The 24,046-nt window shown below is 58.6% G+C and carries 28 protein-coding genes and 2 pseudogenes; 18 read left to right on the forward strand and 12 right to left on the reverse strand.

Annotated elements, in window-relative coordinates; all coding sequences use genetic code 11:
• Positions 1-30 precede the first annotated feature (30 nt).
• The 3 genes from BM317_RS04695 (at position 31) to BM317_RS04705 (ending at position 2,085) form a co-directional block, all read left to right on the forward strand.
• Complete coding sequence (locus tag BM317_RS04695) at positions 31-672, forward strand: HEPN domain-containing protein (RefSeq protein ID WP_092473272.1); 642 nt, start codon at positions 31-33, stop codon at positions 670-672.
• A 44-nt stretch (positions 673-716) separates the two neighbouring features.
• Positions 717-1,640, forward strand: coding sequence for a hypothetical protein (locus BM317_RS04700; RefSeq protein WP_092473274.1), 924 nt, complete (start codon positions 717-719; stop codon positions 1,638-1,640).
• Positions 1,641-1,776: 136 nt separating this feature from the next.
• Complete coding sequence (locus BM317_RS04705; RefSeq protein WP_092473276.1) at positions 1,777-2,085, forward strand: DUF3892 domain-containing protein; 309 nt, start codon at positions 1,777-1,779, stop codon at positions 2,083-2,085.
• 58 nt (positions 2,086-2,143) lie between these two features.
• Here BM317_RS04705 and BM317_RS29865 read toward each other — a convergent pair whose 3' ends face one another.
• Entirely contained in the window at positions 2,144-2,353 is a 210-nt protein-coding gene (locus BM317_RS29865) for a hypothetical protein (protein WP_139236012.1), read from the reverse strand.
• A complete protein-coding gene (locus tag BM317_RS04710; RefSeq protein WP_256574037.1) occupies positions 2,353-2,538 on the reverse strand; it encodes a hypothetical protein in 186 nt (61 codons plus the stop codon). Before BM317_RS04710 ends, BM317_RS29865 begins: the two co-directional genes overlap by 1 nt.
• A gap of 1,081 nt (positions 2,539-3,619) precedes the next feature.
• On the opposite strand from BM317_RS04710, the gene BM317_RS04715 reads away from it, so the two are divergent.
• Positions 3,620-3,982 (forward strand): DUF6124 family protein, encoded by a 363-nt coding sequence (locus tag BM317_RS04715; protein ID WP_003202533.1) that lies wholly within the window; start codon positions 3,620-3,622, stop codon positions 3,980-3,982.
• A 46-nt stretch (positions 3,983-4,028) separates the two neighbouring features.
• Here BM317_RS04715 and BM317_RS04720 read toward each other — a convergent pair whose 3' ends face one another.
• The gene (locus BM317_RS04720; RefSeq protein WP_092473278.1) at positions 4,029-4,475 is read right to left on the reverse strand and encodes an NUDIX hydrolase; all 447 of its coding nucleotides are present in this window, start codon (positions 4,473-4,475) and stop codon (positions 4,029-4,031) included.
• A gap of 237 nt (positions 4,476-4,712) precedes the next feature.
• Here BM317_RS04720 and BM317_RS04725 point away from each other — a divergent pair, with 237 nt between their 5' ends.
• The 3 genes and pseudogenes from BM317_RS04725 to BM317_RS30975 all read left to right on the forward strand — a co-directional run.
• Entirely contained in the window at positions 4,713-4,970 is a 258-nt protein-coding gene (locus BM317_RS04725; protein ID WP_256574038.1) for a phage tail assembly protein, read from the forward strand.
• Positions 4,967-5,128, forward strand: coding sequence for a hypothetical protein (locus tag BM317_RS30690; protein ID WP_170842258.1), 162 nt, complete (start codon positions 4,967-4,969; stop codon positions 5,126-5,128). The genes BM317_RS04725 and BM317_RS30690 overlap by 4 nt, the downstream gene beginning before the upstream one ends.
• Positions 5,129-5,299: 171 nt before the next feature.
• Positions 5,300-5,464 (forward strand): annotated as a pseudogene (locus BM317_RS30975) (IS110 family transposase); the annotation flags it as partial.
• A 15-nt stretch (positions 5,465-5,479) separates the two neighbouring features.
• On the opposite strand, the gene BM317_RS04735 reads toward BM317_RS30975, so the two are convergent.
• A complete protein-coding gene (locus tag BM317_RS04735; RefSeq protein ID WP_092165118.1) occupies positions 5,480-6,430 on the reverse strand; it encodes a DNA/RNA non-specific endonuclease in 951 nt (316 codons plus the stop codon).
• A gap of 123 nt (positions 6,431-6,553) precedes the next feature.
• Positions 6,554-7,153: a glutathione transferase GstA gene (gene gstA, locus BM317_RS04740; protein ID WP_092473376.1), complete on the reverse strand. Its 600-nt coding sequence runs from the start codon at positions 7,151-7,153 to the stop codon at positions 6,554-6,556.
• A 113-nt stretch (positions 7,154-7,266) separates the two neighbouring features.
• On the opposite strand from gstA, the gene BM317_RS04745 reads away from it, so the two are divergent.
• Positions 7,267-8,172 carry a transcriptional regulator GcvA gene (locus tag BM317_RS04745; RefSeq protein WP_092473282.1) on the forward strand — a complete coding sequence of 302 codons (906 nt, stop codon included), beginning with the start codon at positions 7,267-7,269 and terminating at the stop codon, positions 8,170-8,172.
• A 74-nt stretch (positions 8,173-8,246) separates the two neighbouring features.
• On the forward strand, positions 8,247-9,602 hold the full coding sequence (locus BM317_RS04750; protein WP_170842260.1) for a methyl-accepting chemotaxis protein: 1,356 nt from the start codon (positions 8,247-8,249) through the stop codon (positions 9,600-9,602).
• Here the strand turns inward: BM317_RS04750 and BM317_RS04755 are convergent.
• Complete coding sequence (locus BM317_RS04755) at positions 9,583-11,217, reverse strand: ATP-binding response regulator (RefSeq protein ID WP_092165127.1); 1,635 nt, start codon at positions 11,215-11,217, stop codon at positions 9,583-9,585. The two genes, BM317_RS04750 and BM317_RS04755, sit on opposite strands and share 20 nt — an antisense overlap.
• Before the next feature lie 131 nt (positions 11,218-11,348).
• Between BM317_RS04755 and BM317_RS04760 the strand changes: the two genes are divergently transcribed.
• Positions 11,349-11,738: a hypothetical protein gene (locus BM317_RS04760; RefSeq protein ID WP_139197802.1), complete on the forward strand. Its 390-nt coding sequence runs from the start codon at positions 11,349-11,351 to the stop codon at positions 11,736-11,738.
• 54 nt (positions 11,739-11,792) lie between these two features.
• On the opposite strand, the gene BM317_RS04765 is transcribed toward BM317_RS04760, so the two are convergent.
• Positions 11,793-12,299, reverse strand: coding sequence for a hypothetical protein (locus BM317_RS04765; RefSeq protein ID WP_092165132.1), 507 nt, complete (start codon positions 12,297-12,299; stop codon positions 11,793-11,795).
• Positions 12,300-12,616: 317 nt separating this feature from the next.
• Positions 12,617-13,255 (reverse strand): response regulator, encoded by a 639-nt coding sequence (locus BM317_RS04770; RefSeq protein ID WP_092165133.1) that lies wholly within the window; start codon positions 13,253-13,255, stop codon positions 12,617-12,619.
• Positions 13,256-13,357: 102 nt separating this feature from the next.
• On the opposite strand from BM317_RS04770, the gene BM317_RS04775 reads away from it, so the two are divergent.
• The 5 genes and pseudogenes from BM317_RS04775 to BM317_RS04795 all read left to right on the forward strand — a co-directional run.
• Positions 13,358-14,965: an ATP-binding response regulator gene (locus BM317_RS04775; RefSeq protein WP_092165134.1), complete on the forward strand. Its 1,608-nt coding sequence runs from the start codon at positions 13,358-13,360 to the stop codon at positions 14,963-14,965.
• A 174-nt stretch (positions 14,966-15,139) separates the two neighbouring features.
• Positions 15,140-17,194 (forward strand): 2Fe-2S iron-sulfur cluster-binding protein, encoded by a 2,055-nt coding sequence (locus tag BM317_RS04780; RefSeq protein WP_092473283.1) that lies wholly within the window; start codon positions 15,140-15,142, stop codon positions 17,192-17,194.
• 130 nt (positions 17,195-17,324) lie between these two features.
• On the forward strand, positions 17,325-17,954 hold the full coding sequence (locus BM317_RS04785) for a glutathione S-transferase family protein (RefSeq protein ID WP_092165136.1): 630 nt from the start codon (positions 17,325-17,327) through the stop codon (positions 17,952-17,954).
• Between the two features lie 99 nt (positions 17,955-18,053).
• Positions 18,054-18,974, forward strand: a complete 921-nt coding sequence (locus tag BM317_RS04790; RefSeq protein WP_092165137.1) for a LysR family transcriptional regulator — start codon at positions 18,054-18,056, stop codon at positions 18,972-18,974.
• A pseudogene (locus tag BM317_RS04795) lies at positions 18,974-19,405 on the forward strand (LysR family transcriptional regulator); the annotation flags it as partial. The gene BM317_RS04790 and the pseudogene BM317_RS04795, both read left to right, overlap by 1 nt.
• 55 nt (positions 19,406-19,460) lie before the next feature.
• Here BM317_RS04795 and BM317_RS04800 read toward each other — a convergent pair.
• Complete coding sequence (locus tag BM317_RS04800) at positions 19,461-20,384, reverse strand: AraC family transcriptional regulator (protein WP_092165138.1); 924 nt, start codon at positions 20,382-20,384, stop codon at positions 19,461-19,463.
• A gap of 110 nt (positions 20,385-20,494) precedes the next feature.
• Here BM317_RS04800 and BM317_RS04805 point away from each other — a divergent pair, with 110 nt between their 5' ends.
• From BM317_RS04805 to cynR, 3 genes are all read left to right on the forward strand, one after another.
• Positions 20,495-20,842, forward strand: coding sequence for a carboxymuconolactone decarboxylase family protein (locus BM317_RS04805; protein WP_092165140.1), 348 nt, complete (start codon positions 20,495-20,497; stop codon positions 20,840-20,842).
• 200 nt (positions 20,843-21,042) lie between these two features.
• The gene (locus tag BM317_RS04815; RefSeq protein WP_092165142.1) at positions 21,043-21,267 is read left to right on the forward strand and encodes a hypothetical protein; all 225 of its coding nucleotides are present in this window, start codon (positions 21,043-21,045) and stop codon (positions 21,265-21,267) included.
• Positions 21,268-21,356: 89 nt separating this feature from the next.
• Positions 21,357-22,307, forward strand: a complete 951-nt coding sequence (gene cynR / locus BM317_RS04820) for a transcriptional regulator CynR (protein WP_092165143.1) — start codon at positions 21,357-21,359, stop codon at positions 22,305-22,307.
• A gap of 15 nt (positions 22,308-22,322) precedes the next feature.
• Here cynR and BM317_RS04825 read toward each other — a convergent pair whose 3' ends face one another.
• From BM317_RS04825 to cynS, 3 genes are all read right to left on the reverse strand, one after another.
• The gene (locus tag BM317_RS04825) at positions 22,323-22,982 is read right to left on the reverse strand and encodes a carbonic anhydrase (RefSeq protein WP_092165144.1); all 660 of its coding nucleotides are present in this window, start codon (positions 22,980-22,982) and stop codon (positions 22,323-22,325) included.
• A gap of 29 nt (positions 22,983-23,011) precedes the next feature.
• Positions 23,012-23,260 carry a DUF2790 domain-containing protein gene (locus BM317_RS04830; protein WP_092165145.1) on the reverse strand — a complete coding sequence of 83 codons (249 nt, stop codon included), beginning with the start codon at positions 23,258-23,260 and terminating at the stop codon, positions 23,012-23,014.
• A 94-nt stretch (positions 23,261-23,354) separates the two neighbouring features.
• Positions 23,355-23,822, reverse strand: coding sequence for a cyanase (cynS, locus tag BM317_RS04835; RefSeq protein WP_092165146.1), 468 nt, complete (start codon positions 23,820-23,822; stop codon positions 23,355-23,357).
• Positions 23,823-24,046: the final 224 nt, after the last annotated feature.

Below are 24,046 nucleotides of genomic sequence, written 5' to 3' on the forward strand. Positions count from 1 at the left end.
ACTGGTTTGGCTTCGAGTCGAGAGTTTCAAATGAATTTACATAAAAAACTTCAACCAAGCCGAAATTCATTTGCGGCGGATCCTTTCGGCTACAGTTCTTCGGCATGGCTCAAATGGGGAATCGCCCAAACACTAGCGGGTTTTCCTGTAGACATTTCTAAGCCTCCCACGGCAGAGGACCTCAAATCTCCGATTCTCTGGCTCACTCAGGCAGAGGCGTTAACACAAGCAGCAGTTGCCGTCATAAAAAACCAACCAGGTTTCGATGAGATGCCCATCTACATGAGGGGCGTGTGCGATAGTCAATATTGTGCTGTGGGATTGATGCTCGTTGGATACAGTCTAGAAGTTTGTCTTAAGGCTATGACTATTTTGCAGAGCGGAGTTATGACCTACATGGCGAATGAGAAGTCTTTCTATCACCATCGACTGGTAAAGCTTGCCGAATTTATTCCAGATCTGAGCGTTAAGGATAAAGCGATTTTACAGACCCTAACCCACTTTACTCTTTGGGCCGGCAGATATCCGGACCCAGGCTCTGGTCGAGTGAAAGATGTTGAGGAAGTATTCAATGTTGCGGAAGAACACGAGATTGCAGTCAAAGATCTCTTTGCGCTAGCCGCCCGAGTAATGGGTCATACCCAAGCTGTGGTCGATGAAGCGACACGCTAAGCGCGTCAACAGGTAAAACAGTCAACTCGGAAGACATAACTTTTATGATTGGACTCAAACTAAAAAAAGCTTTCCTCAAAGAAGCAAAGGGCAGCAGAGGAGAAATTAAACTTTTTCAGGCGTTCATTCGAGCCTTCAACGCTCTTGGAACTGACGCACTGGCGAAAGAGTATCACGGCAACCGATACCAAGTTACATTTAACGAGTCTCGAGGCGCGGGACGGGCTACCCCCCGCTGCGAGTTGTGTGATGTGATGATCATTAATTATCCGATTGGTAACCCTAGTGCCGCCCGAGTAACTTTCAATCAAGCAAAAGTCACCGATAACGCTCTGGGGTGTCATCGAACCTTTTCAGCGGCGGCGCCCTACAGCTTTCGTGCGAACTTGGAGCAATGGGACTTGCTTTCCAATCGTCCAAATATCAGCTCCGCGTCGAGATCATTTCACCCTCCGTTGAACTTGCTTTCCGGGGCTCTTCTTCCATCGGTTGGTACATTTGGTGTGTTTTACCCCGTAGGCGGCAGTTTCGACTTCGCGTATTTGGTGGCGGACGGCCTCACTGCTCTGCATAACAATGCCAGCCCGTCTGGGACCCTTCTATGGGGAACTCCGCTCCGGAAACTTCGTACCGTTGGAGGCCATGTAGAAGTGACAGGGACCTGCTGTCTCCAGCAGTTCGGACGCGCCTTGGAACGCAACCTTATCGGTACGCCTGTCTCAACGCTGGTGTATGGAGCCGCAGCAAATGGGGCCCAAATGCGAGCTTGGCTTACCGAGGTATTGCTGTCACTTCAGCACGAGCACCCTAACTCTCCACTGCCGGCAGAACTGATGAACGGGTTTGAGTTGAGGCAAGAGCCCGAGGAGCAAGAAAACCAAAAGCGCACACACTCTCTGTCGCTTCCCCGGGCCGTAATATTGATTAGGTCAGGGGGCCGCGACCCGAAAGGGGAAGATTACTCATAGCGCGTAAGTACGTGCAGCACGTTGACACTCAGGACACGCAGTCCTAATGCTTGGAAGCCAGAGGTCCGGGCCATCAATCATGCATGGCTTAGTCACAAATGCACACACCAAACCATAACCAGCAGGAGATTGAAAAGTGGCAAATTATAACTATTATGTTTCAGCAATTGAATACAATAGCGATAATACTCACATCGCCAAATTGCGAGTTCACGAAGTCGGAAGTGACGGTAAGTTTAAGCCGTCTGTAGAGCTAACTCGACCGCAAGTAATTGAACTGATCAATAAGAAAAAGACCTTCAGTACCATGACTAAGGTTGGTAATGAATGGAAATCTGGAGCGAAGCTTGAAGTCATTCAGGTAACAACTGACTATCTAAAGACAAAAAAAGATAGTTCTACCAGAGATAACCTTGAAAATCTGCCCCTAATCAAGGACGCGTAAATTTTCTAGGTAGGCGCTAGGGTAAGCAGCACTTGAAGCTGCTTAATCCTTGTGCCGATCATCTAGCGATGACGGTTAGCCATGTTAATGATGCATAAAGAGGGCTTTTATTAAGTGCAAGAACTTTGCGCTTGTAATCTGGAGAGATGGTGATGCCATCTGCAGTAAAACCGATGCAGTAGAAATCTCTTAATCGACCAACGATGGATTCTTTGAGCATCTCATAGGCTGTTATGTAAAGCGATACAGCAATCAATCGTTCCTGCATCACGGCAGGCCAAGCTTTGTCGCTGCTTCGTACTCAGCCACCTCGCCAGTAATACCCAACGGTTTGCCCGTTAACCGGTAGTAGCGTCGGGCAAGCACTTTCGCATCACGTAAGACTTCGAATATCTCAGCATTGATGGAGCCGGCGCTGGTCTGGATGTCATTCGTATGTGAGAGCTGAGCCAAATCTGAACCTTTTTGCGTAAGTCAGCAGGACATCTGAAGGTTAGCAGCCACTTTGGGGTGAGCCCGTACGTAATGTCGAGGACGATCTGCCTGCTAGGCGTTCAAGAGGCAGAAAACTTTCGAAGAGCTGCAACATCCAACGCCATTACCTACAGCCGCCACAGAATCCCCTGGCTGAGCGCTCATCGACCTACCGGTATCTTATCCCCCGTCACCGTCCGCGGTGACCGGGCAGAGTAGCCTGCGCTTAGGTGCCTCTCATGAATGAACAGGCCGCTCCGTCCGATGTTTGACGGCGCTGTACGCCGGGCCCCTAGGCTTTCTGGCGATGCCCAGTTCTCCGGTCTCCTTCGGCGTGCAGTGGCCATCTTTTTAGCCAACCGGCTACCTATGGGTTCAGCCGACTGCATCAAGGTCGGCCTCTTTGCTGGAGACCTCGTACAGCTGCCTCCCTCCGCCAAGCAGCCTTCAAAACCCATCAAGAGCGGTCGAGGGCCGAAGCCAGTCGCCCAAGACAACAGTCTCCAACCTCAAACCCTCTGCCGAGAAAGCACGTCGTTGCTGCGGGCAAATGTAGGTAAATTCCTCAAAGCATCCGCTAGCGTATTATCTACGGCAGGATCTCGTTTAACATCGATGAGGCCGGAGCGTTCCATAAGACACTGTATTTGCAGCAATACAGTTTCAAGAAATAACGAAAAAACTCGACCCGTTTAATTTCCGTAAACATATCCAGCGCGACACGTTTAAATACATTCCACATTACGTCCTAAAGGCTACGAGACCTTGCGTCCTTACTTACGCATGCCTCAGAATCCGCTGGCTTGTGCGCTTTGCCCCAGGCCTCTATCGTTTACCTGCCACTGCCCATCAGTGGTCGGGTTTAGTCGCTCGGTCGGTTTTAGTAAAGTGCATGAGTACCATTCAGTCAGGTCATCTATTCCTGTACTTGATGGTGGTTGTGCGCAGGGCGCCCTTGGGCGCGCCGGGTTTGCTAATTCCACCGGTCGACTAACCTGCGTACAGCCGCCACCCTCTTTTAGTCGAGAACGGTTGCGGCCCCAACTCTGGAATTAGTCATATGTTCAAGGTTACTCCCAACCCCCCGGATATCGACTCGGTACTCTACGGCGACTCTCTCGACCCCGAAAAGTTGAAAGAGGCGGCAGACCGCGCGCTCAAGCACTACCTGAACCCCGGGGCAACGAAAACGCAGATACAGCCCCGTAAGCCCAGCACGATCTTCACCATCGACGCAGCGGTGGATGACGAAACGTTGCTCGTTGAGGCGTGCGAATCCTTGGCATCCGCCAGTGTGATGGTCAGCGACCTCACCGATTTGACGGACGGCCCACGACGCCAAACGATGCTGGTGCTGCAACGGGTCATCATGTTGGGTGAGTTAGCGGTCAATCGAGTACTGGACAACCACAAGCCTGGATAGGCTCCAGGTAGTGTTGTGGGGGCGTTTGCGCCCTCACAACATTCATTTAGTCTACCAGCGACGCCTGCTTAAGTAGTTCGAAAAGTCCTTCAGGTACCAGTGGGGATGTAGCGGTAAAGCTGGAAGCCAAGCACCACTCGGCTCTGAACGGAGCACCGTTGCTTTCATGACCGTCTAGCCAAGGGCGCTCATAGACACTTTCATCATCGAACCTTGCATCGTAGACCTGGACGATCTCGTGCCCTGGTTTGCCTGCGTAGGTGAAAATGCTTTCCAACGTGCCAATCAATCGAACATCACTGATCGAAAGCGCCAGTTCTTCCTGCACTTCTCGGACGATGGCTTCGATACCCCTTTCGCCGAACTCAATGCCGCCGCCAATTGGGCGATACAGCGTCTGCTCTTTTACTGCGTCGTAGAATGAGTTGACCAGTATTTTTCCGTGATGATGAAAGATACAGAGAGCGAGGGGGCGGATGCGTGGTTCTGACACGAGTGAAATTCTCTTTTGACTGGATGAGCCGACGACAGGATTCCCCCGCGCCAAAGCACTCTAAGCTGCGTAAGGCGGCTAATTATGCGGTAGCGGCTCGCCAATTTCACCCGCCCCTTCAGCGTGTTATCACCGGACGGCTCCTTAAACCGGATTAAAAGCCAGTAGTCAAATGCACCGCCATCATCAGGGCTCAACGAAAGAGCAACCGATCCTCCGATCAACCTGGAGCAACCGATGGCCGATGCACTCAGCTTCACCCTCAAATTCCCCTTCAACAGCGCCAGCGGTGAGCAGATCTCGACGCTGCCCATCAAACGCCTCAAACGCAAAGACATCACCGCCGCTCAATCGGTGACCAAAGATGAAGGCGCCATGGAAGATCTGCTCGTCGCCAAGATGCTCAGCATCACGCTCGAAGACCTCGGCGAATTCGACATCGCCGACTCCCGGCTAGCCACCCGAGGTGTTGCGGGAAATGGCAGCCGCACGTGACCTTGCTGCAGTCCTGGGACGAAGCCCTGTTGCTGGTGCTCAGGATGCAGCCGTCTGAGATCGCCCAACTCGACATGGCGGAGTACTGGCGCTGGGTAGCGGTGTGTGAGCGAGAGATCAATCGTCGACTCGAACTGGCCGACAAAGCCAGTGGCTGATCAGCGTCACAACGCCCACCACCAAGCCGGCCAGTAACGCGCCGCCCGCCGCCAAAGGGGCGGCCATCAAAGCCAGCAGCGGCAGCCCAAAACAGAACGCCAACACCGCCGCCCATAACGGCAAATGCACCAGACACAGCCAGGCAAGCCAGATCACACCGGCGCCGATGGCCTAGATGGAAACCATTTTACGAGTCGTACCTAGCGAGAGGCTTTTCAAAAACCCAGGCCTTGGTGGTACTACCCCGCAAGCTCTGCCGAGTGGCATTTGCCTTGATGAAAAATCAGAGCGAATACCAGCCAACGCCTATGTTGCAGGGTTGCCCTGCAACATAGAATCTCCCACCGTTTTCAAAGGCGGATGTCTTCAGGTCCTCTGATCGGCGCTTCAATCCTCGTACCTGTCAGTCGTTCTTCATTGGAAAAGCCGTCGTAGTCGGCCAAGTCGCCAAAGCGGATACCGGTCAGCGCTTCAATTTGATCGACGCTGCGTCGGTAGGTCTTGAGTGCTCCGAACACAAGTTCCAATTTTTCCAGTTCCTGACGCTGATCAATCATGTAGGCACTGGCCGAAGGTTTACCGTCGTCACCGAGAAAGGCCACGACTTTCCAGAACGCAGCGGGGATCTGTACGCCTCTGTACGTTTGATCATCGTCCCGGAACAAGGGCCCGGTAAATATCGTCGCCCTGGCTTTCCACCGACGCGTGTTATCGAGGATGTAATCCTCAAGCTCAAGCCAGGTTTTTTGATTGAAGGCTGCCATCTGCGGCGAGCAATTGGTGAAGTGGAAGGTGTCGTTGTTGGCGGTCTGTGCATCGGGGCCCCAATTGGGATCCTGACGTCTGACCAGATGACCGCGATCCAGCAAATTGCCGGCGTACAGCGCTTCTCCAATCTGGGCATCGCTGGGGATTCGACCGTCATACGCCCAGGCGTCACGCCCCCGGTCGATCTCGACACTGCGGGCACCATCGATGTTGACGCCCGCCACCAGGGCCAGGCGTCGCCGTCGCGAAAGAGCGATGGAGAAGTGCTGATAATCCAGGCGATTGTCGACGGTGCCGGTCGGGTAGACGTCATCGACCAACGCCGCTTCCACGCTTGGCCAAGGCACTATGAAGTCACCAAGAAAGCCGCTGTCGTATCCCCGCCGGTCCTGCAACTGCACCGCCGGTGTGACGGCCGGCTCTGGCTGTTTGCCCAGGGTGCCGGACACGCGCCTGGCGGGTTCCTGCAGGGGCTGCAGATCGGCAAGCCGTGGTCGATGGGCGAAGTCCACCGGGAGTCCTTGTGGTGGCATGATCCTACCTCGCTGAATGGGAACGAAAGTAATCAGCAAACGTAGCGAGCATGCTCCGGCACCATGAATTTTTTATGATGCTGCCTTGCGGACAAAACCGCGAAGGTGATCGCTGGCCGGTGGCTAGGCCGCTTCCGCCGCCATGGCCGCCCGGACGCTGGGGCGTGCTGCGACTCGGGTCATGAACGACGCCAGCACCGGCCAGTCCCCGATCTCGATATTGAACAACGGCAACCAGTTCAAAACGGTAAACAGATAAGCGTCGGCCAGGCCGAAGCTGCCCATCAGGTAGTCCTGTCGTGCAAGGGCCTGGCTGAGGTAGTCCAGGCGCTTGAACAGTCTTGCCTTGAAGATTGCCTTGGTGGGCTCTGCGATGTCGGCGTTGAACAGCGGGGCACAGCCGCTGTGGATTTCGGCGCTGATGAAGTTCAACCACTCCTGCAGGCGAACCCGCTCCCAGGTGCCATTGGCCGGGGCTAGCGTGTTGCCGGGGGCCATGTCGGCCAGGTACTGGACAATGGCGGGGCCCTCGGTCAGCACGCTGCCGTTTTCCAACACCAAGGCGGCTACGTAGCCCTTGGGGTTGATGCTCAGGAAGTCGAGCCCGTCGGCGGTTCGCTTGGTCTTGTTGTCGACCCGGATCAATTCAAAGGGCAGGCCCAATTCCCGCAGCACGATGTGCGGGGACAATGAGCAGGTCATGGGGGCAAAGTACAGTTTCATGGTTTCCTCACAGGCGGGGGGCGGGCCGCCAGAATCGGTGAGGGGCGGGACATTTTCAAAGGACATCTTCAGTGCTAGCGTATGACAAAATCTCATGAGCGCAGCAAACCTCCATGGCCACCCGAATCCCTTCTTTGAATGGCCTTAAAGCATTCGAGTCAGCCGCCAGGCACATGAGCTTTACCAACGCCGCAGCCGAGCTGAACGTCACTCAAACAGCCATAAGCCATCAGATCCGCCGGCTCGAAGAGGAGCTGGGCGTGCGCTTGTTCCTGCGGCTCAAGGACGGCCTGGCCCTGACTCCTGAAGGTCAGGCCTATTTCCCAGGCGTTCGGGCCGCCTTCCATGAACTGCGCTATTGCACCGAGACGTTGCTGGAAAGCCGCAACAACAGTGTCTTGACGATCAGCACCCTGGTTTCGTTTGCCTCCAAATGGTTGCTGCCGCGGCTGGCCTCCTTCCAGCAGGCGTTCCCCAATATCGATGTGCGCGTCACTGCATCCACCGAACGGGTGGATTTTCGCAGGGGCGGCGTCGATGCGGCCATCCGTTACGGTGTCGGGGACTGGAAGGGCGTGCGGGCCGACTGGCTGATGGCCGACGAAATCTTCCCGGTATGCAGTCCCAGGCTGTTGCAAGGTCCCACCCCCTTGCAGGACCCTGGCGATCTGGCCCGGCACACCTTGTTGCAGGTCAGCGGGGTGACCCGTGACGACTGGCGTTCGTGGTTGAGTGCCGCTGGCCAGCCGAAAAGCCTGGCCGAAGGCAGCCGGCTGACCTTCGACCTGGCCATGATGGCTGTGCAGGCGGCGGTCGACGGCCTGGGGGTGTGTATCGGCCGTTCAACGTATGTCGAGGATGACCTGAAGGCGGGCCGCTTGGTTGCGCCTTTTGATCTGCGATTGAAGTCTGACCTGGGTTTTTACTTCGTCACCCCACATGAACTGGCCGATGCCCCAAAGGTGCAGGCCTTTAGAACCTGGTTGATGGATTCGGTGGGTTTTGGCGCCGAAACATAATTACGCTATACCGTTCAGCCCCCGGCAAACCGGTCGATATGTATATAAAGGTCCGGTCACTTCGAGGGTACGTCATGTTTAATAAAAAACTAAAAGATGAACTGACGGCTAGGACGGCCGAATTGGCAACTTACAAAGGACTGGTCGGCGCCCTGGAGCGGTCGATGGCTGTTATCGAGTTCAGCCCCGATGGCAAGGTCCTTCGGGCGAACGAGAATTTCCTGAGCTCGATGGGTTACCGTGCGGAACAATTGGCTAGCCTGTCCCACCGGGATTTCTGCCCTCCGGCGTTGGCGGGCAGCGCCGAGTACCGTGAATTCTGGAACAAGTTGCGCAGCGGTCAATTCGTATCCGGCACGTTTCACCGCCGCAGCGCGTCAGGCCAGAACGTGTGGCTGGAAGCCAGCTATAACCCGGTGGTGGACGAACAAGGCCGTGTCGTGAAGGTGGTCAAGTACGCACTCGATGTCACCGCCAAGGTCACCGCCGAGGCCGAAACCCGTGCACGGCTGGCGGCCCTCGACCGGGCCATGGCGGTCATCGAGTTCGACCTGGGTGGCAACATCCTGACCGCCAACGACAACTTCATGAATGTCATGCATTACTCACTGGCCGAACTCAAGGGCAAGCACCACCGGATGTTTTGCGAACCGAGCCTGGTAAGTAGTTCGGAGTACAGTGATTTCTGGCGTCGTCTGAACGCCGGTGAGTTTTTCAGCGGGCAATTCAAGCGTCTCGGCAAAAACGGCAAAGTTGTCTGGCTGGAAGCCAGCTACAACCCGGTCTACGACGCCGAAGGCAAGTTGTGCAAGATTGTGAAGTTCGCCAGTGACATCACCGAACGGGTAGAGAAATTCGAAGAGGACTCACGCGGCGCTTCCCGTGCGTACCACATCTCCGCCGAGACCGAACGCGTGGCCGAGCAGGGCGCCCAGGTGATCCACCAGACCGCCAAGGAGATGCGCGAGATCGCCGAGAATATCGGCGCCTCCGCGCGCCTCGTTGGGCAACTGGGCGCACGTTCGGAAGAGATCACGGCCATCGTCAATACCATTCGCGGCATTGCCGACCAGACCAACCTGCTGGCCCTCAACGCGGCCATCGAGGCTGCGCGGGCCGGCGATCAGGGGCGGGGGTTCGCGGTGGTGGCCGACGAGGTCCGGCAACTGGCCGGGCGCACCAGTCGTTCCACCTCGGAGATTGCCGAAATGATCGGCATGATCCTCTCCGAAACCCGCGATGCCGTCGCGAGCATGAACGTGACCCACGAGGGCGCCTTGCGCGGTGTCACCCTGGCAGACCAGGCCGGATCGGTCATCGTGCAGATCCGGAACGGGACCACCGATGCCCTCGATGCGGTGAGCATGTTTGCCTCCAAGCTCGATGAGTCCGAGGTGATTCCCAAGACGGCTATCGGTTGGGTGGGTTGAGGTGAGCTGAGCCCTCGCCCTGGCGATCCATGGACTTGAGCAGTTCAAGCAATACTGTTCGCAGCTCCGGCGGTCGCACGGGCTTGGCCAGCACCGAGATGTTCAGGCTTTGCAATGACTGGCGTATGCGCTCGATCTCGTGTCCGGTGATGACCAGCGCCGGGACTTGCCAGCCGCGCTGTGCGCGTATCGCGGCGATGCACTCGGCACCGGAGACCTTGGTGCCCAGGTCGTAGTCGGCAATGATGATGTCGCAGTCGCTGGTCAATCCTTCGCCGTCACTGTGACCTTGCACTTCACACCCCCATTTTTCCAACAGCGTGGATGTCGCCATCAGGACGTTGGCGTCGTCTTCCACCAGGCACACCCGCAACCCCTTCAGGCGCTCGTGAACGCTCGCCGCCTTGGGCACCAGGGGGCGGGGGGACACTTGTTCCAGGCCGCTGATTGCCACCCGGGTGCCTTGTCCGACTTTCGAACGGATGTGGATGCCGACATTGAGCAGTTGGCTGATGCGCTTGACGATGGACAGGCCCAGGCCGAGCCCCTCGACGTCTTTGTCGCGCGCATGGCGTACACGGTAGAACTCCTTGAACACTTCGGGCAAGTGCTCGCGGGCGATGCCGCGTCCTTTGTCGTAGATCACCACGGCCAGACCCTGGCCCTGGCGCCGTACGCCGATCAGCACCGGTTGCCCGGGGGCATACTTGAGGGCGTTGGACAGCAGGTTCTGGACCATGGTGGTCAGCAGTCCGGGATTGACGCTCACCCAGTAAGGGCAGGCGCGCAAGCGTAGCTCGACCCCGGCCCAGCGAGCCGCCTCGGTATTCTGCTTGACCACGTCCTGCAGTAACGCACCCAGGTGGACGGTGTCGGCCTGCGGTACCAGCTTGCCATGGTCCAGGGTGTAGATATCGAGGATCGAACGGAACAGCTGCGAGACGGTGTGCAGCGAACGGTCGATGTTGTCCACCAGCCGCAATTCCTCCAGGCCCAGCCTGGCGTCACGCAGGCAGGCGGTGAACAGGCCGATGGAGTGGATCGGTTGGCGCAGGTCATGGCTGGCCTGGGCCAGGAAGCGGGATTTCTCCTGGTTCGCGGCAATCGCCTCTTCCGAAGCAATGCGGGTGCGCTTGAGCAAAATGTGCGCATAGGCCGGCACCACGATGGTGGTGACGATCAGCATCAGGAACATATAGGGTTGGGTACGCCAGAACGGGTTGAGCCAGAAAATCAGCACCAGGGTCGACAGCGCGATAACGGTTGCCAGTGCCAGGTAGCGCGAGCCGAAGCGCATGCCATTGCCCAGGGTGACCCAGAGCAGTGCGGCGTAGATCGGCAGTGCGCCTTCGCCACCGACGATCATGGAGAAAGCGATGCCGGTGTAGTCATGCAACATGGCGAAGAGACGCCGCCAGAAGAAATGCCCCGGCCAGCGTTTGATCGCCATGCGCAGGAACACCGAGGCGAAGATGAACGTGGTGATATAGACAATGATCGGCACATAACGCGCGGCGTCTGGGGAGAGGCTGGCCAGCACGACGATATACAACAGCGCACAGGCGCTGACGGTCAGGCGCAACGTGGCCTGATCCAGTTCACTGTTCTTTTCCACGGGCGTTCGAACCTCATGTGTCTCTGATGCCTTGAGCAAGCGTAGCGGCTAGCCCATCTGTGCTATTCAGAATTGTTGCCCGAGTCAGGATACTTCAGGAGGTATGACCACTCAGGACGTCGGGAGAGTACATGAACGGAGTCGTTCGTTTTTTCAGTGTGATCAGCGCCACGATGCTGTGCGCTTCAGTGGCCCATGCAGGTAGCCAGGCGTGCACGATGGAGGGTGAAATGGCCGTCATGGGGCAGCACATCGAGGCGAAAGACTGCGTGCAGACGAGCGATAAGCAACCGGCGGCCAAGTTCCGCGCCAGCTGTGAATCCTTCGCCAACATGCCGGTCGCGCTTGGTGGCGAAGCGGGCAGGATCACCTACTCGCAAACCTGCCCGGAGAATCCCCAGGGCACCTGTGTGAATGTGAACGGGCAGGGTGTGGACTTTTATTACTACAAGCGTACCGCTGAGCTGTTGGACAGCACCCGCAAGAGTTGCGCCTTGAGCGGAGGTACGTGGAAGGAGTGATCGGTGAAGGTTGGGGACAGGCTTGATGCTGTCCCCAACGGATGAGTCATTGCTTCAGTAGACCCTGTAGTACTTCACGACGTCATCGACGAAATAAATGGTCAACACCGAACCCTGGGTCTGGCTTTGGCCCGTTTTCCCGCCGGTCACGCTGCTGACGTCGTTAGCCACGGTCTGTGCCTTGGACAGCTGTGCCGAGGTGTCGGCCATTTTCATGCGCGTCTCGGTCGACACGTACTTATTGGCCAGCTTCATGTATTTATCCAGGCCCTCATCACTCTTTTCATAGGTCCAGTTCGACTCGTTGCTGGAGCTGGTCGAATTGAGCTCTTCATTCGTCGGCGCGCCGAACATTTGGGTGATCTGGCTTTTTGTCGTCTTGCCCGGAATGATCGTTTGCTTGAGGTAAGAGACGTCGTATTTTTTGGCGCCCTGATTCAAGGAGCCCATCAAGTTGCCCAAGTTGCCCAAGTCACCGGTGTTTGCACAACCGTTGAGTACGCCCGCCAGTACGCACAGCGCCAATCCATTTCTAAGTGTTTTTCCATATTCGAAGGACATGATGACTTACCTTGAGTTAATGTCAGGACCATTCCATTTCAACCGCGCAGACGGTGAAGTTGACCCAGCATTGCGCCGCCTGTGGACTTATTTAATCCATAGGCTGCGCACGCCATGACGTTTCGATAGGCACAGTGATACTGCACGGCGAATGGCGCGTTGGCTTTCGTTATGTTTGGCTGTTTGGACAGCCTTTGTATGGAGCGCCCACAGCTTAGGGGGAGAGTACTGGGCGAAGCTATAGTACAAGTGTGCTATGGCTTGGGGAGGTCAGCAGGGAGGGTAACGCTCAATGAATACTTGCGGCCGTCATACATTTAGTCGTCTTGTTTTTCCGACCATCCGCCATTGCTTGGGAAGTTGGAAAATTGCGCCGCGGCTGCCGCGCGCGTGGGGACACCCAGGGATTTGAGCAGGCTCGAGACATGGATGCGCACCGTGAACGGGGAAATACCCAGGTCCCGGGCTATTTCCTTGTTGGTCTTGCCGGCCGCGATCAACCCAAGCACTTGCCGTTGGCGTACGGTCAACTGGGAAAGCGCATCGTCCAGTACCGAGTTTTCGGCTTGATACTTCACCACCACTTCGCCTTCACGTATTGCCATGATGGCCTCGGCAATATCGGAGGGGTCGATATTCTTGCCGATGAAACCGTCGGCACCCAGCGCCATCACCTGGGAAATAACCTCGATGTCATCCATCATGGAAACCACAATAATGGAGGTCCGTTTGAATTCACTGCGCAACTGGCCTATGACTTGCAACGATTTGATTCCGGGAAAGCGCAAGTCGAGTATCAGGGAATCCACTTCCACCCCGGAACGCGCCAGCGTCAATACTTCATCCAGGTTGCCAGCTTGTTCTATGGTGGCTGTCGGCAGAAGCCGTTCGATGGTTCTCAACATCCCTTCACGAAACAAGGGATGGTCATCTGCCACAATGACTCTGCATGTCATGCTTCAGATCCTTCTGACTTCAAGTTCGCACATCGTAACCTAAACGACTCTCTTGGTTTTCAAGTTGATACAAACTTTCATGTTGGGAATACTCCTGTGACTATGACGGAAAAGAATAGCGAGCTTGATCAGGCGACATTGAGATTGACGGTCGGGGCGTGTACTGCGCTTTACATCATTGTGGTGGCCTTTCTGGCCAGCGACTTCGAAACCTATGTACCGATCCTGTGGTACATGGCCTTTTTCTTCGGTGCCGCGGTCCCGCTGCGCATGGCGGTCAAGCGCTGGCCCGGGCACTTCTTCCTGCGTCGTCTTTTTGCCATGACCTTGGATTATGCAAGCCTCGCCTTCGCCTTGATCGTGGGTGGAGAGGGTATGCTGCCGGTGTACGCGGCCGTGCTCTGGGTCACGTTGGGCAATGGCATGCGCTTCGGCTCGCGCTACCTGGCGCTGGCAACCGCTCTCGCGCTGTCGACCCTGGGGGTGATTTTCATGCTCACGCCGTTCTGGCGTGGCCAGCCCTATCTGTTCCTGACGTTGATCGTCACCACCATCGTGGTGCCTGCCTATGCGCATATCCTGCTGACCCGTACCCGCATCGCTTCGGAAGAGGCGATTGCCGCGAACCAGGAAAAATCCCGCTTCCTGGCCCAGGCCAGCCATGACTTGCGCCAGCCGATCCACTCGATCGGCTTGTTCACCGCCTGCCTGCGCGATGCCCGGCTGGGACAGGAAGAGCTGCGACTGGTGGACAACATCGACCGTTCGCTGCACATCGTGTCGCAACTGTTTCGTTCGATTCTGGACATCTACACCCTCGACAACGGGCAGCTTGAACCCCAGGCCGAACCCGTGCACCTGGGCGCGTTGCTCCAGGACGTGGTCAAGCAGAACGCCGAAGCCGCCCGCTGGGCCGGTGTCGAGTTGCGCCTGCGGCCTTGCCGGCACTGGGTCAGTGTCAATGCCGGTTTGTTGGCGACCATGGTGCAGAACCTGGTCTCCAATACGCTCAAATATGCTCCCGGCCAACCGGTGTTGATCGGTGTGCGTCCGAAAGGCAATGGCCTGGCCATTGTCATCTACGACAAGGGCCGGGGCATTGCCGCCGAACATCTGCCTGAGGTGTTCAAGGAGTTTTATCGGGTACGCCATGTCCGTGACAAGGATGTCGAGGGGCTGGGCCTGGGGTTGTCCATCGTCAAGCGAATCAGCCACCTGATCAATCTGGACATCCAGCTGGACTCCCGGCTCGGCCAGGGCACGCGCGCCACGATCCAAGGGCTGGAAAGGGTCGCGCCAAGGGCTGTGGTGAACAGGCCGGTGCCCACGCAAAGTCGTTTGCAGGGCTTGCGGGTGTGCCTGGTGGAGGATGACGCCAACGTGCTGATGGCGACGTCGGCGCTGTTGGAGAAGTGGGGATGCGAGGTGGAAACCCACAGCGACGGGGTGGGTGTGACCAGTGACTGCGACATCATCATTGCCGACTTCGACCTGGGTACGAAAGTCTCGGGCGCCGAATGCATCGCCGCGATTCGCGAACAGCGGGGCTGGGAAGTCCCCGCCATGATCATGACCGGCCATGAAATCGAAAGAATTCGCCACGCACTGCACCACATGAACATTTCGATCCTGGCCAAGCCCGTGCGGCCTCCGGAGTTGCGGGTGACCTTGCTCGAATTGACCAAGCATTTCGCCAGTGTCAGGCCATGAGCCCACCATTCCATTTTATGAAACGGTGGATTGCAGTTCGTGCGTATTCCTGCGCAACCGCTTTGGGCAGAAGATAACGCCAGCCACATGCACACCCGTGCAAACGATGGCGGAGAATCCCCAACCGTAGCGCACTGGCGCAGGCATTCATGCTGCGAGCGCGAGGAGTAGCTGATGGACGAAGCCTTGCAAGCAAAAACCTCGCCCTGGCACGAAGGAGAGCTGACCTTGCAGCGCTCCGTCGGGGCAGTCGACATGATGGCCAGTGTCGGCCAACGGCAACTGGCGCGGACGTGGATGCCGGACCAGCACCGGGAGTTCTACGCCCAACTGCCTTTCGTGGTACTGGGGGCGGTGGATCGGCAAGGCGACGTGTGGGCGACCCTGCGCGCGGGGCAACCGGGTTTCATGAATTCGCCCGATCCGCAGACCCTGCACATCAACCTCGAGCCCGAGCCGAACGACCCGGCCCAGGAGGGCATGGGCGAGGGGGATGCCATCGGCATGCTGGGGATCGAATTGCACACCCGTCGGCGTAATCGCATGAATGGCGTCGTGCGCCGTCAGCTTGCCCCAGGGCTGGAGATTGCAGTGAGCCAGGCCTATGGCAACTGCCCTCGCTACATCAACCTGCGCCAGTATCGATTTGTCGACGCACAGGCGGTCGCGCCGCGGCAGTTGACCGTGTCAGACCCCCTGGTCCGGCGCCTGGTGACGGCGGCCGACTCGTTTTATATCACCACCTACGTGGTGCGCGATGGCGAGCGGCAGGTCGATGCTTCTCACCGTGGCGGCAAGCCGGGGTTCGTACGCATGGATGAAGACGGGTCGCTGACCATTCCGGATTTTTCCGGCAATCTGTTTTTCAACACCCTGGGCAACATCCTGCTCAACCCGCGGGCCGGGCTGGTGTTCGTCGATTTCCAGACCGGCGATCTGCTGCAAATGAGTGGCTCGGCGCAAGTCCTGCTGGACGACCCCGAGATCAATGCCTTCCAAGGCGCCGAGCGGCTGCTGCGCTTCACACCGCAACGCATCGTCTATCGTCCGGCCGCCATCGCGCTGCGCTGGAAGGATCAGGATGAAGGCGATTCGCCCAATTCATTGATGACCGGCAGTTGGGAGCAAGCCGCCGAGCGTTTGCAGGCTGAGGCGCTGCGTAGCCGCTGGCGTGCGTTGCGGGTTGCGCGAGTCGTGGATGAGAGCCACAACATTCGTTCGTTCTACCTGCAGGCGAGCGATGGCTTGGGGTTGCCCCGGTTTGAAGCCGGGCAACATTTGCCGGTGCGGATCCAGCTGGAGGGGCAGAAAGCGCCGTCGATCCGGACCTATAGCGTTTCCAGTGCGCCGTCGGATGATTTCCTGCGCATCAGCGTCAAGCGCGATGGATCGGTGTCGTCCCACCTGCATGAGCAGGTGCGGGCGCTGCACGAGATCGAAGCGCGGGCGCCCCAGGGCCATTTCACTGTCCAGGCCACCGAGCGGCGTCCGTTGGTATTGCTGGCGGCGGGGGTGGGCATCACGCCGTTGTTGTCGATGTTGCGCGAGGTGGTTTACCAGGGGCAACGCATCAGCCGCATGCGCCCGGTCTGGCTGGTGCAAAGCGCCCGCTCGGTGGCCGACCTGGCATTCCGCGAAGAGATCGACGAACTGGCCGCCCGTGCCGGCGACAAGCTCCAGGTTGTGCGCATGGTCAGCCAACCGCCCACCGAAGCCAAGGTGGGTGAAGGCTATGACCTGGCGGGCCGGATCGATGTGGAACTGCTGAAGAAACTGTTGCCGCTCAACGACTACGACTTCTATTTGTGTGGGCCGGGCAGCTTTACCCAGGCGCTGTACGACGGGTTGCGCAAATTGCGCATCCCTGATGATCGCATCCATGCGGAAACCTTCGGTCCCTCCACCCTTGTGCGGGACATCGAAGTCAGCATGCCAGCGCCCCAGCAAGTGCCGGCCGCGACTGAAGCGGTGAAGGTCTTGTTCGCCAGTTCCGGCAAGGAGGCCCGTTGGGAACCCGGCGGCGGAACGCTGCTGGAACTGGCCGAAGCGCGCGGCCTGAACCCGGAATTCAGCTGCCGCGGCGGCTCCTGTGGCACCTGCAAAACCCGCTTGAGCCGCGGCCAGGTGCATTACCTGAGCCAGCCGGCCGAACCGGTTGGCGACGGTGAAGTGCTGATCTGTTGCGCGGTGCCGGCCCAAGGCAGCGAGCCGCTGGTGCTTGAGGTCTAGGGCCTCCGATCGTTTCACTGGGTGAAATGCTGGATTGTAAAAGCTGGTTATTCCGCTGTCCGGAGCAGGAGCAGAGGATAGCCCCATCGACGCGATCACCGCTTCGAGCCCAAACAACATGGAGTACGTCATGTCTGAGAAAGCGATCAAACTTTATCGCCATCCGTTGTCGGGCCACGCCCATCGTGTCGAGCTGATGCTCTCGCTGCTGGGCCTGCCGACCGAACTGGTATTCGTGGACTTGATGAAAGGCGAGCACAAGACCCCGGAGTTCCTCGCCATCAACAGTTTCGGCCAGGTGCCGGTGATCGATGACAACGGTGTTGTGTTGGCTGACTCGAACGCGATCCTGGTCTACCTCGCGGCCAAGTACGGCAAGGGCCAGTGGTTGCCCAGCGATCCGCTCGCCCAGGCCCGGGTGCAGCGCTGGCTTTCGGTGGCCGCGGGCCAGATCAACCAGGGGCCGGCCAACGCCCGATTGATCACCGTGTTCGGCGCCGGCTATGACGCCGAAGATGCCATCAAGCGTTCCCACGCCCTGTTGAAGGTGATGGAGACGGAGTTGGGGCAAAGCCGGTTTCTGGCCGGTGAGCAACCGACCATCGCTGACGTGGCCGCGTACACCTACGTGTCCCATGCACCGGAAGGCAACGTCGCGCTGACCGACTACCCGAATGTCCGTGCCTGGCTGGGCAGCATCGAAGCCTTGCCGAATTTCGTCGGCATGCAGCGCACCGCCAAGGGCTTGCAGCAAGCCTGAGACAGACCGCAGGAGCTTGTCGGGAGGCCTCCTCCGGCAAGCCTTGAGGCCGTAACCGGCCCGTATATTCAATCTCCCTCACGCAAGGCTGGATCACCCATGGATCGCTTTCAGGAAATGCAGATTTTCATGGTGGTTGCCGAGGAGGAAGGGTTCGCCGCTGCCGCCCGGCGCTTGCGCATTTCGCCACCGAGCGTGACGCGGGCCATTGCGGCGATGGAGGAACGGATCGGCACCCAGCTGTTGTCCCGTACCACCCGCAATGTGCACCTGACCGAAGCGGGGCAACGCTACCTGGAAGATTGCCGACGGATCCTGAGTGAACTCGAAGAGGCCGAGGAGGCCGCCGCCGGCAGTTACTCGATCCCCTGCGGATATCTGACGGTCACCGCGCCGGTGCTGTTTGGCGAGTTGTACATCGCGCCCTTGCTGACGGATTACCTGGATCGATTCCCCTCGGTACACCTCAATGCCTTGTTGGTCGACCGCGTAGTGAATATCGCCGACGAGGGCATCGATGTGGCGATCCGTATCGGCCATTTGCAGGAAAACAATCAGCACGCCATCAAGGTCGGTGAGGTACGCCAAGTGATTTGCGGCGCCCCGGCCTATTTCCAGCGCCATGGACGGCCGACCCATCCTGGCGAGTTGAGCAAGGCCAATATCGTGATGTCTTCGGCCAGTCATTTGCTGAGCCACTGGCAGTTCATGGACGAAGCAAATTCGCTGAGCCTGCGGGTTGACCCACGCCTGGTGGTGACCGCGAATCAGGCTGCGATCAATATCGCCCGCCAGGGCTGGGGCGTTACCCGGGTATTGTCCTATCAAGTGGCCCGGCAGGTCGCCGAGGGTGAACTGGAAGTGGTGCTCAAGGCCTTCGAACCACCGGCGTTGCCGATTCACGTGGTGTATCAGAAGAGCAATCGAGTACCGGCCAAGGTGCGTACGTTCGTGGACTTCCTCGCCGATCGGCTGGGAGACGACGTCACGCTCAAGCCTGTCGTAAAAGGCACCGGCTGATGGCGCGCCACCATGAAATGCTGATATTTCACGCGCTGTCGCAGTGCCCCAGCCTCGACTCGGCCGCCCAGCGCCTCAACGTCTCCGGACCGACCGTGATGCGTGCGGTCGCTCGACTGGAAGCGCGACTGGGTGTGCAGCTGCTGTCACGAAGCACGCGTGGGGTGGTGCTGACGGAAGCCGGGGTCGGCTTCATGGCCGATTGTTCACGCATTCTCAAGGCCGTTGATGAGGCTGAAGCGTCGGCCAAGGGCTGGCATGTCCAGGCGCAGGGCAATCTGACGATTCTGTTGCCCACGTTGTTCAGCCGTTATGTCATGGCCCCGGTATTGGCCCACTACCATGATCGTTTCCCGAACATGCATGAGGAAGGGCTGGACGTTGCGGTGCTGGTCGGGCATCTACCCAGTTGCTCATTGATCGCACGGCCTCATCGTCGAGCACCTGCGCGAGCACCCGGCCCTGCGAGCGGATATCTCTTGATGGTCAGCGTGCGTTTGGGGCCTGGATCCCACGGCGCACCCGCCCTGGCGCCTCACCGTAGATTTCCTTGAACTTCTTGCTGAACGCAGCCTGGGATTGGTAGCCGACCTGTACGGCAATATCGCTCAGCCCCAGGTGTGAGTGCCTGAGCAGACTGAAGGCCAACTCCATTCTTACGTGCGTCAGAAGCACCCACGGCGAGACGCCGGCCAGCTTGACGAATGCGCGCATGAAATTGGCTCGGGACATGCTCGCGAGGTCTGCCAGGCCTTGAATGGTCCACTCGTGCGCAGGGTCCGCCAGCATCGCCTGCCAGGCCCGGCCCAGGCGCTTGTCGCCGAGCAGGGCCAGCGCGCCGCTGTCCTGGCCATGACTCGCCAGGTGCGCACGCAGGATCAGGGTGAACAGGGCCTGGGACAAGGCGTCGAGCAGGAAGCGAGCGCCGGGCTGGTTCCCATCCGCTTCCCCGCGAAGGATCTCCACCAACGCCGGCAAAGGTCCGTTGGCCGGTAAGGCGCCGCTGGGAATCACCAGGTAGTCGGGCAGGGCGCTGAACAGCAACGAAGCCCGGTTGAAGTGAAAACCACCGCAAAGCATGTCCAGCTCCGCGCTGGCACCGCCAATGCGGTGAATCGGCAAGGCGCCTCCGGTCACGATCCGGGGTGAGGTCGGCGTCACCATTTTCCCAGGGCTGTGCATGAGGTGCGGGGCGCCGCGCGGCAGCAGCAGGATGTCACCGGCACGCATGGGCAAGCGCTGCCCATCGGCAAACTCGACGCGGCATTCGCCGGCCAGCACGATGTGATAGGGCGCCGTGCCCAGGGCATGCTGGCCGTGATCCAGGGCCCAGTCGCCCTGGAACTGACAACGCAGGTCCAGGCTGCCGCGAACGTTGGCCAGGCTGATGAGTTTATCGATCGCATTCATTTGAGCGTTTCGCCAAAAAAACTGAGCGGATTGAGCAAAACCGAGTGGCGCCAGGGTGAAAAACTGAGGGCGTCAAAACAGTACACCCAACCCACTCAGGAGTTAATGCCATGTTCAATAATTGGTCCGAATTGTTGCCCACCATTCAGAAAGCGTTTGGCGCGCTGGGCCGCAGCAACCCGAAAATGGTCAAGGCCTATATGGCGCTCGGGGAAGCCGCCAGCGAAAACAACGTGCTCGATGCCAAGACCCGCGAGCTGATCTCGATCGCCATCGCCGTGACCACCCGTTGCGACGGCTGTATTGCCGCCCACACGGATGCGGCGATCAAGGCGGGTGCGAGCCGTGAGGAGGTTGCAGCGGCCCTGGCCACCGCGATTTCGTTGAATGCGGGGGCTGCCTACATCTACTCGCTGCGCTCGCTTGAAGCGTACGACACGCTGCAAAAGCCGGCGTGATTCATAGCCGCTCCCAAGCCCCGGTTGCCTCAACGACACCGGGGCTTTTTTGGCTGCCCTGGGCGATTGTTTCAGATGGCGCAATCAAGTCATCAGATTCCTGGGCATTCTCTAAGAACTGTTCGCCAGTGAAACTGACCCCAGAAGCGATCGACCGTTTCGGGCCGTCGCAGCGTTCTCCATTACCCAGGAGATTTCCCATGATCGACGTCACCTGCACTGGCAACCCTTGGTCGGACACCTCTGTTGCGATTCACCCAGAATACGAAAGCGGATTCCTGTTGCCCCAGTTGATGGGCGCCCTGGCCAGCGAGTCTGCAGCACCTGTTTCGAACGTCCTGTGCCAGCCGAGTATGAGCGGCGCCATGCTGGCGAAGGCGGGCGCTTTTGTGATGCGGGTGCTGAGGCTGACGCCGACCCGCTAAAAGGTGACGCTGAGCCCGTGGCGGATGTGGATGCGACATGTCCCCTATACAATGCATCGCAATTACCCAAGCTCCAGGTGGTGGTTCCGATGTTGCTACGTCACTTGCGCTATCTGTTGGCGGTCGCTGACCACGGCGGTTTCACGCGTGCCGCCGAGGTGCTGCACGTGTCGCAGCCGACCCTGTCGCAACAGATCCGGCAACTGGAAGAAACCCTCGGAGTGAGTCTGTTCGACCGCACGTCTCGCACAGTCAGGCCCACGGATGCCGGGGTGGCCTATATCGAATGCGCCCGGCGGGTGCTGGTGGAGCTGGCCGCCGGCAAGCGTGCGCTGCACGACGTCAAGGACCTGTCCCGCGGCAGCTTGAGGCTGGCCATGACCCCGACGTTCATGGCTTACCTGGTCGGGCCGCTGGTGCGTGACTACCGCGCGCGATACCCGAATATCCACCTGCAAATCTTCGAGTTGTCGATGGTCGATATCGAGGAGGGCTTGGCGAATGACACGTTAGACATCGCCATCGCATTCGATCAGGTCAGGAGCACCGATGTCGAATCGATCCCGGCGTTCACCGAAACCCTGGGGCTGATGGTGGGGCGCAATCACCCGTTGTATGACTGTCAGGCCGCGCTGACGGCTGAGCAGGTCGGGCAACTGGAGTTCGCCTTGTTGAGCCCGGACTTTGCCACCCGTACGTGCATCGACGACTACTTCGTCCAGGCTCGGATCACGCCCAAGGTGAGCATTGAGGTCAATTCGGTCAGCACGTTGCTGGAAGTGATCGGGCATTCGGCCGTCGCCACCATTCTTCCGGAACCCATCGCCACCCAGGAGCGCGCACTGCGCAAGCTGGCGCTGCAGGACGCGGCGCCCCGGCGTGGAGCTTCGCTGTTGCGGCGCAAGAACAACTATCACAGCGCGGCGTCCGTGGCTTTCGTGGAGACACTGTTGCACGGGGTGGATGGCTTTGGGGCCGCTGCGCAGCCCAGCGGGAGCAAGCGCCCTCGCCACAGTGATCGAGGTGTGCAACTGCCCTAGACCAGGCAGCGATCCTCACGCGGCAGTCGCCGTCCGGGCCGGTACGGCACACGCCTGGGGGTTGTCCGCCAAGGACCTGAAGCTGCGATTGTCGGCGTCCAGGGCGTCGATGGAGCCGGTCTCGATGTCATAGACCCAGCCGTGCAGGTTGAGCAAGCCCTTCTCCTGGGCCAGCCGCACACTCGGGTGCGTCTGGATGTTCGCCAATTGGGCGATGACGTTTTCACGCACCATCGAACTGACTTTCGCCGCGTCATCGACGTGAGGCCGTGATTCATTGATGACCCGTGCCGACTCGGCGTGTTGCAGCCAACCGCTGACCGCCGGCAGGTGATTCATGCAGGCGCATTTGGCGACGGCGGTCATGGCACCGCAATCGGAATGACCACAGATCACGATATCCCTCACGCCCAGCACCGCGACGGCATATTCCACCGTCGCGGAAACACCGCCCGGGTGAGGGCTATAGGATGGCACGATGTTGCCGGCGTTACGGATCACGAACAGTTCGCCGGGTTCCTGCTGGGTCAGCAGCTCCGGTACAACGCGGCTGTCGGAACAGGTGATGAACAACGTGCCCGGGTGTTGCGTGGTGGCCAGGTGTTTGAACAGGTCCGTGCGTTGTGGAAAGACCTCTTGCTGGAACTTCAGGAAACCTTCGATCAGCGCTTTCATGCTGCTTGCCTCCAATGAATAGGGTGTTATCAGTTCGTGCAGCCGTTGCCGATCAGGCTGTATTCAAGAATGTGGGTTTCACCTTGGGAGTCGCGATAAGTCATTTGCACTGGGGTCGGACCGCAGACATCGGCGGGCGTGGTGATGTCCACCACCTGGGCGATGTCCAGATGCATGCCGTAGGCATAGGAAACGATGTCCGCAGGTGCGGTGGACGGTTGGGCATGGGCCGACAGCGAGGCGGTCAGCGACAGGGCCAGAAACAGGATTTTTTTCATGAGTCATGCTCCACGCAAGAATGAGTAGCGAGTTCAAATCAGCGATAAGTTGTTTGAAGCGAAGCCTCAGGTTCGCCTGGGGCCAGCGGGACGATCAGAACGGACGCAGGGGCAGGAACTTGCCGTCCAGTGTGATCACCGCACGCGAGCCGCCTTCAGGGTCTTCGATTTTCTTGATGTCGAGCTTGAAGTTGATCGCGCTGATGATGCCGTCGCCGAACTGCTCATGAACCAGGGCCTTGAGGGTGGTGCCGTAGATCTGGATCATTTCGTAAAAGCGATAGATCGTCGGATCGGTCGGCACGCCAGCGAGGCTGCCGCGCAGGGGAATGATCTGCAGACGGGCGACCGAGTCGGCGGTCAGGTCGAGCTTCTCGCCAATCACCTTCGCCGCGTGTTCCGGCAATGGATGCTGGCCGAGTAGGGCGGCGGTGACGTAGGCGAGGCTCAGGCCGGTGCCATCGGCCAAGTCCTGCCAGGACAGGTGCTTGCGTGCCTTGGCATCCAGCACTTCGGTGGTCAGGGCCAGGCTGATGTCGTTGTAGGCGTGGGACTGTTGCATGGCGTAGCTCCTATCGGTTTGGATCGGGTTGATGTCGCTTGGTTGAAGCCATCATCTGCCGCTTTAGCTATAGCGTCCAAGACCGATATGCAATGCAATGTATTGGTTCTGTCTATGGATTGGGGGCCACGTTGTCGAGGTATAAATCCTGTAATTGTTGACCTGTACTAATCTTTTGGCAGGCACGGTAGAAGTAGTCATTTAACTAGCCAGCAGAGATATCT

Origin of the sequence: Pseudomonas sp. NFACC24-1 (genome assembly GCF_900115235.1) — a bacterium.
Classification (GTDB): Bacteria; Pseudomonadota; Gammaproteobacteria; order Pseudomonadales; family Pseudomonadaceae; genus Aquipseudomonas; species Aquipseudomonas fluorescens_AA.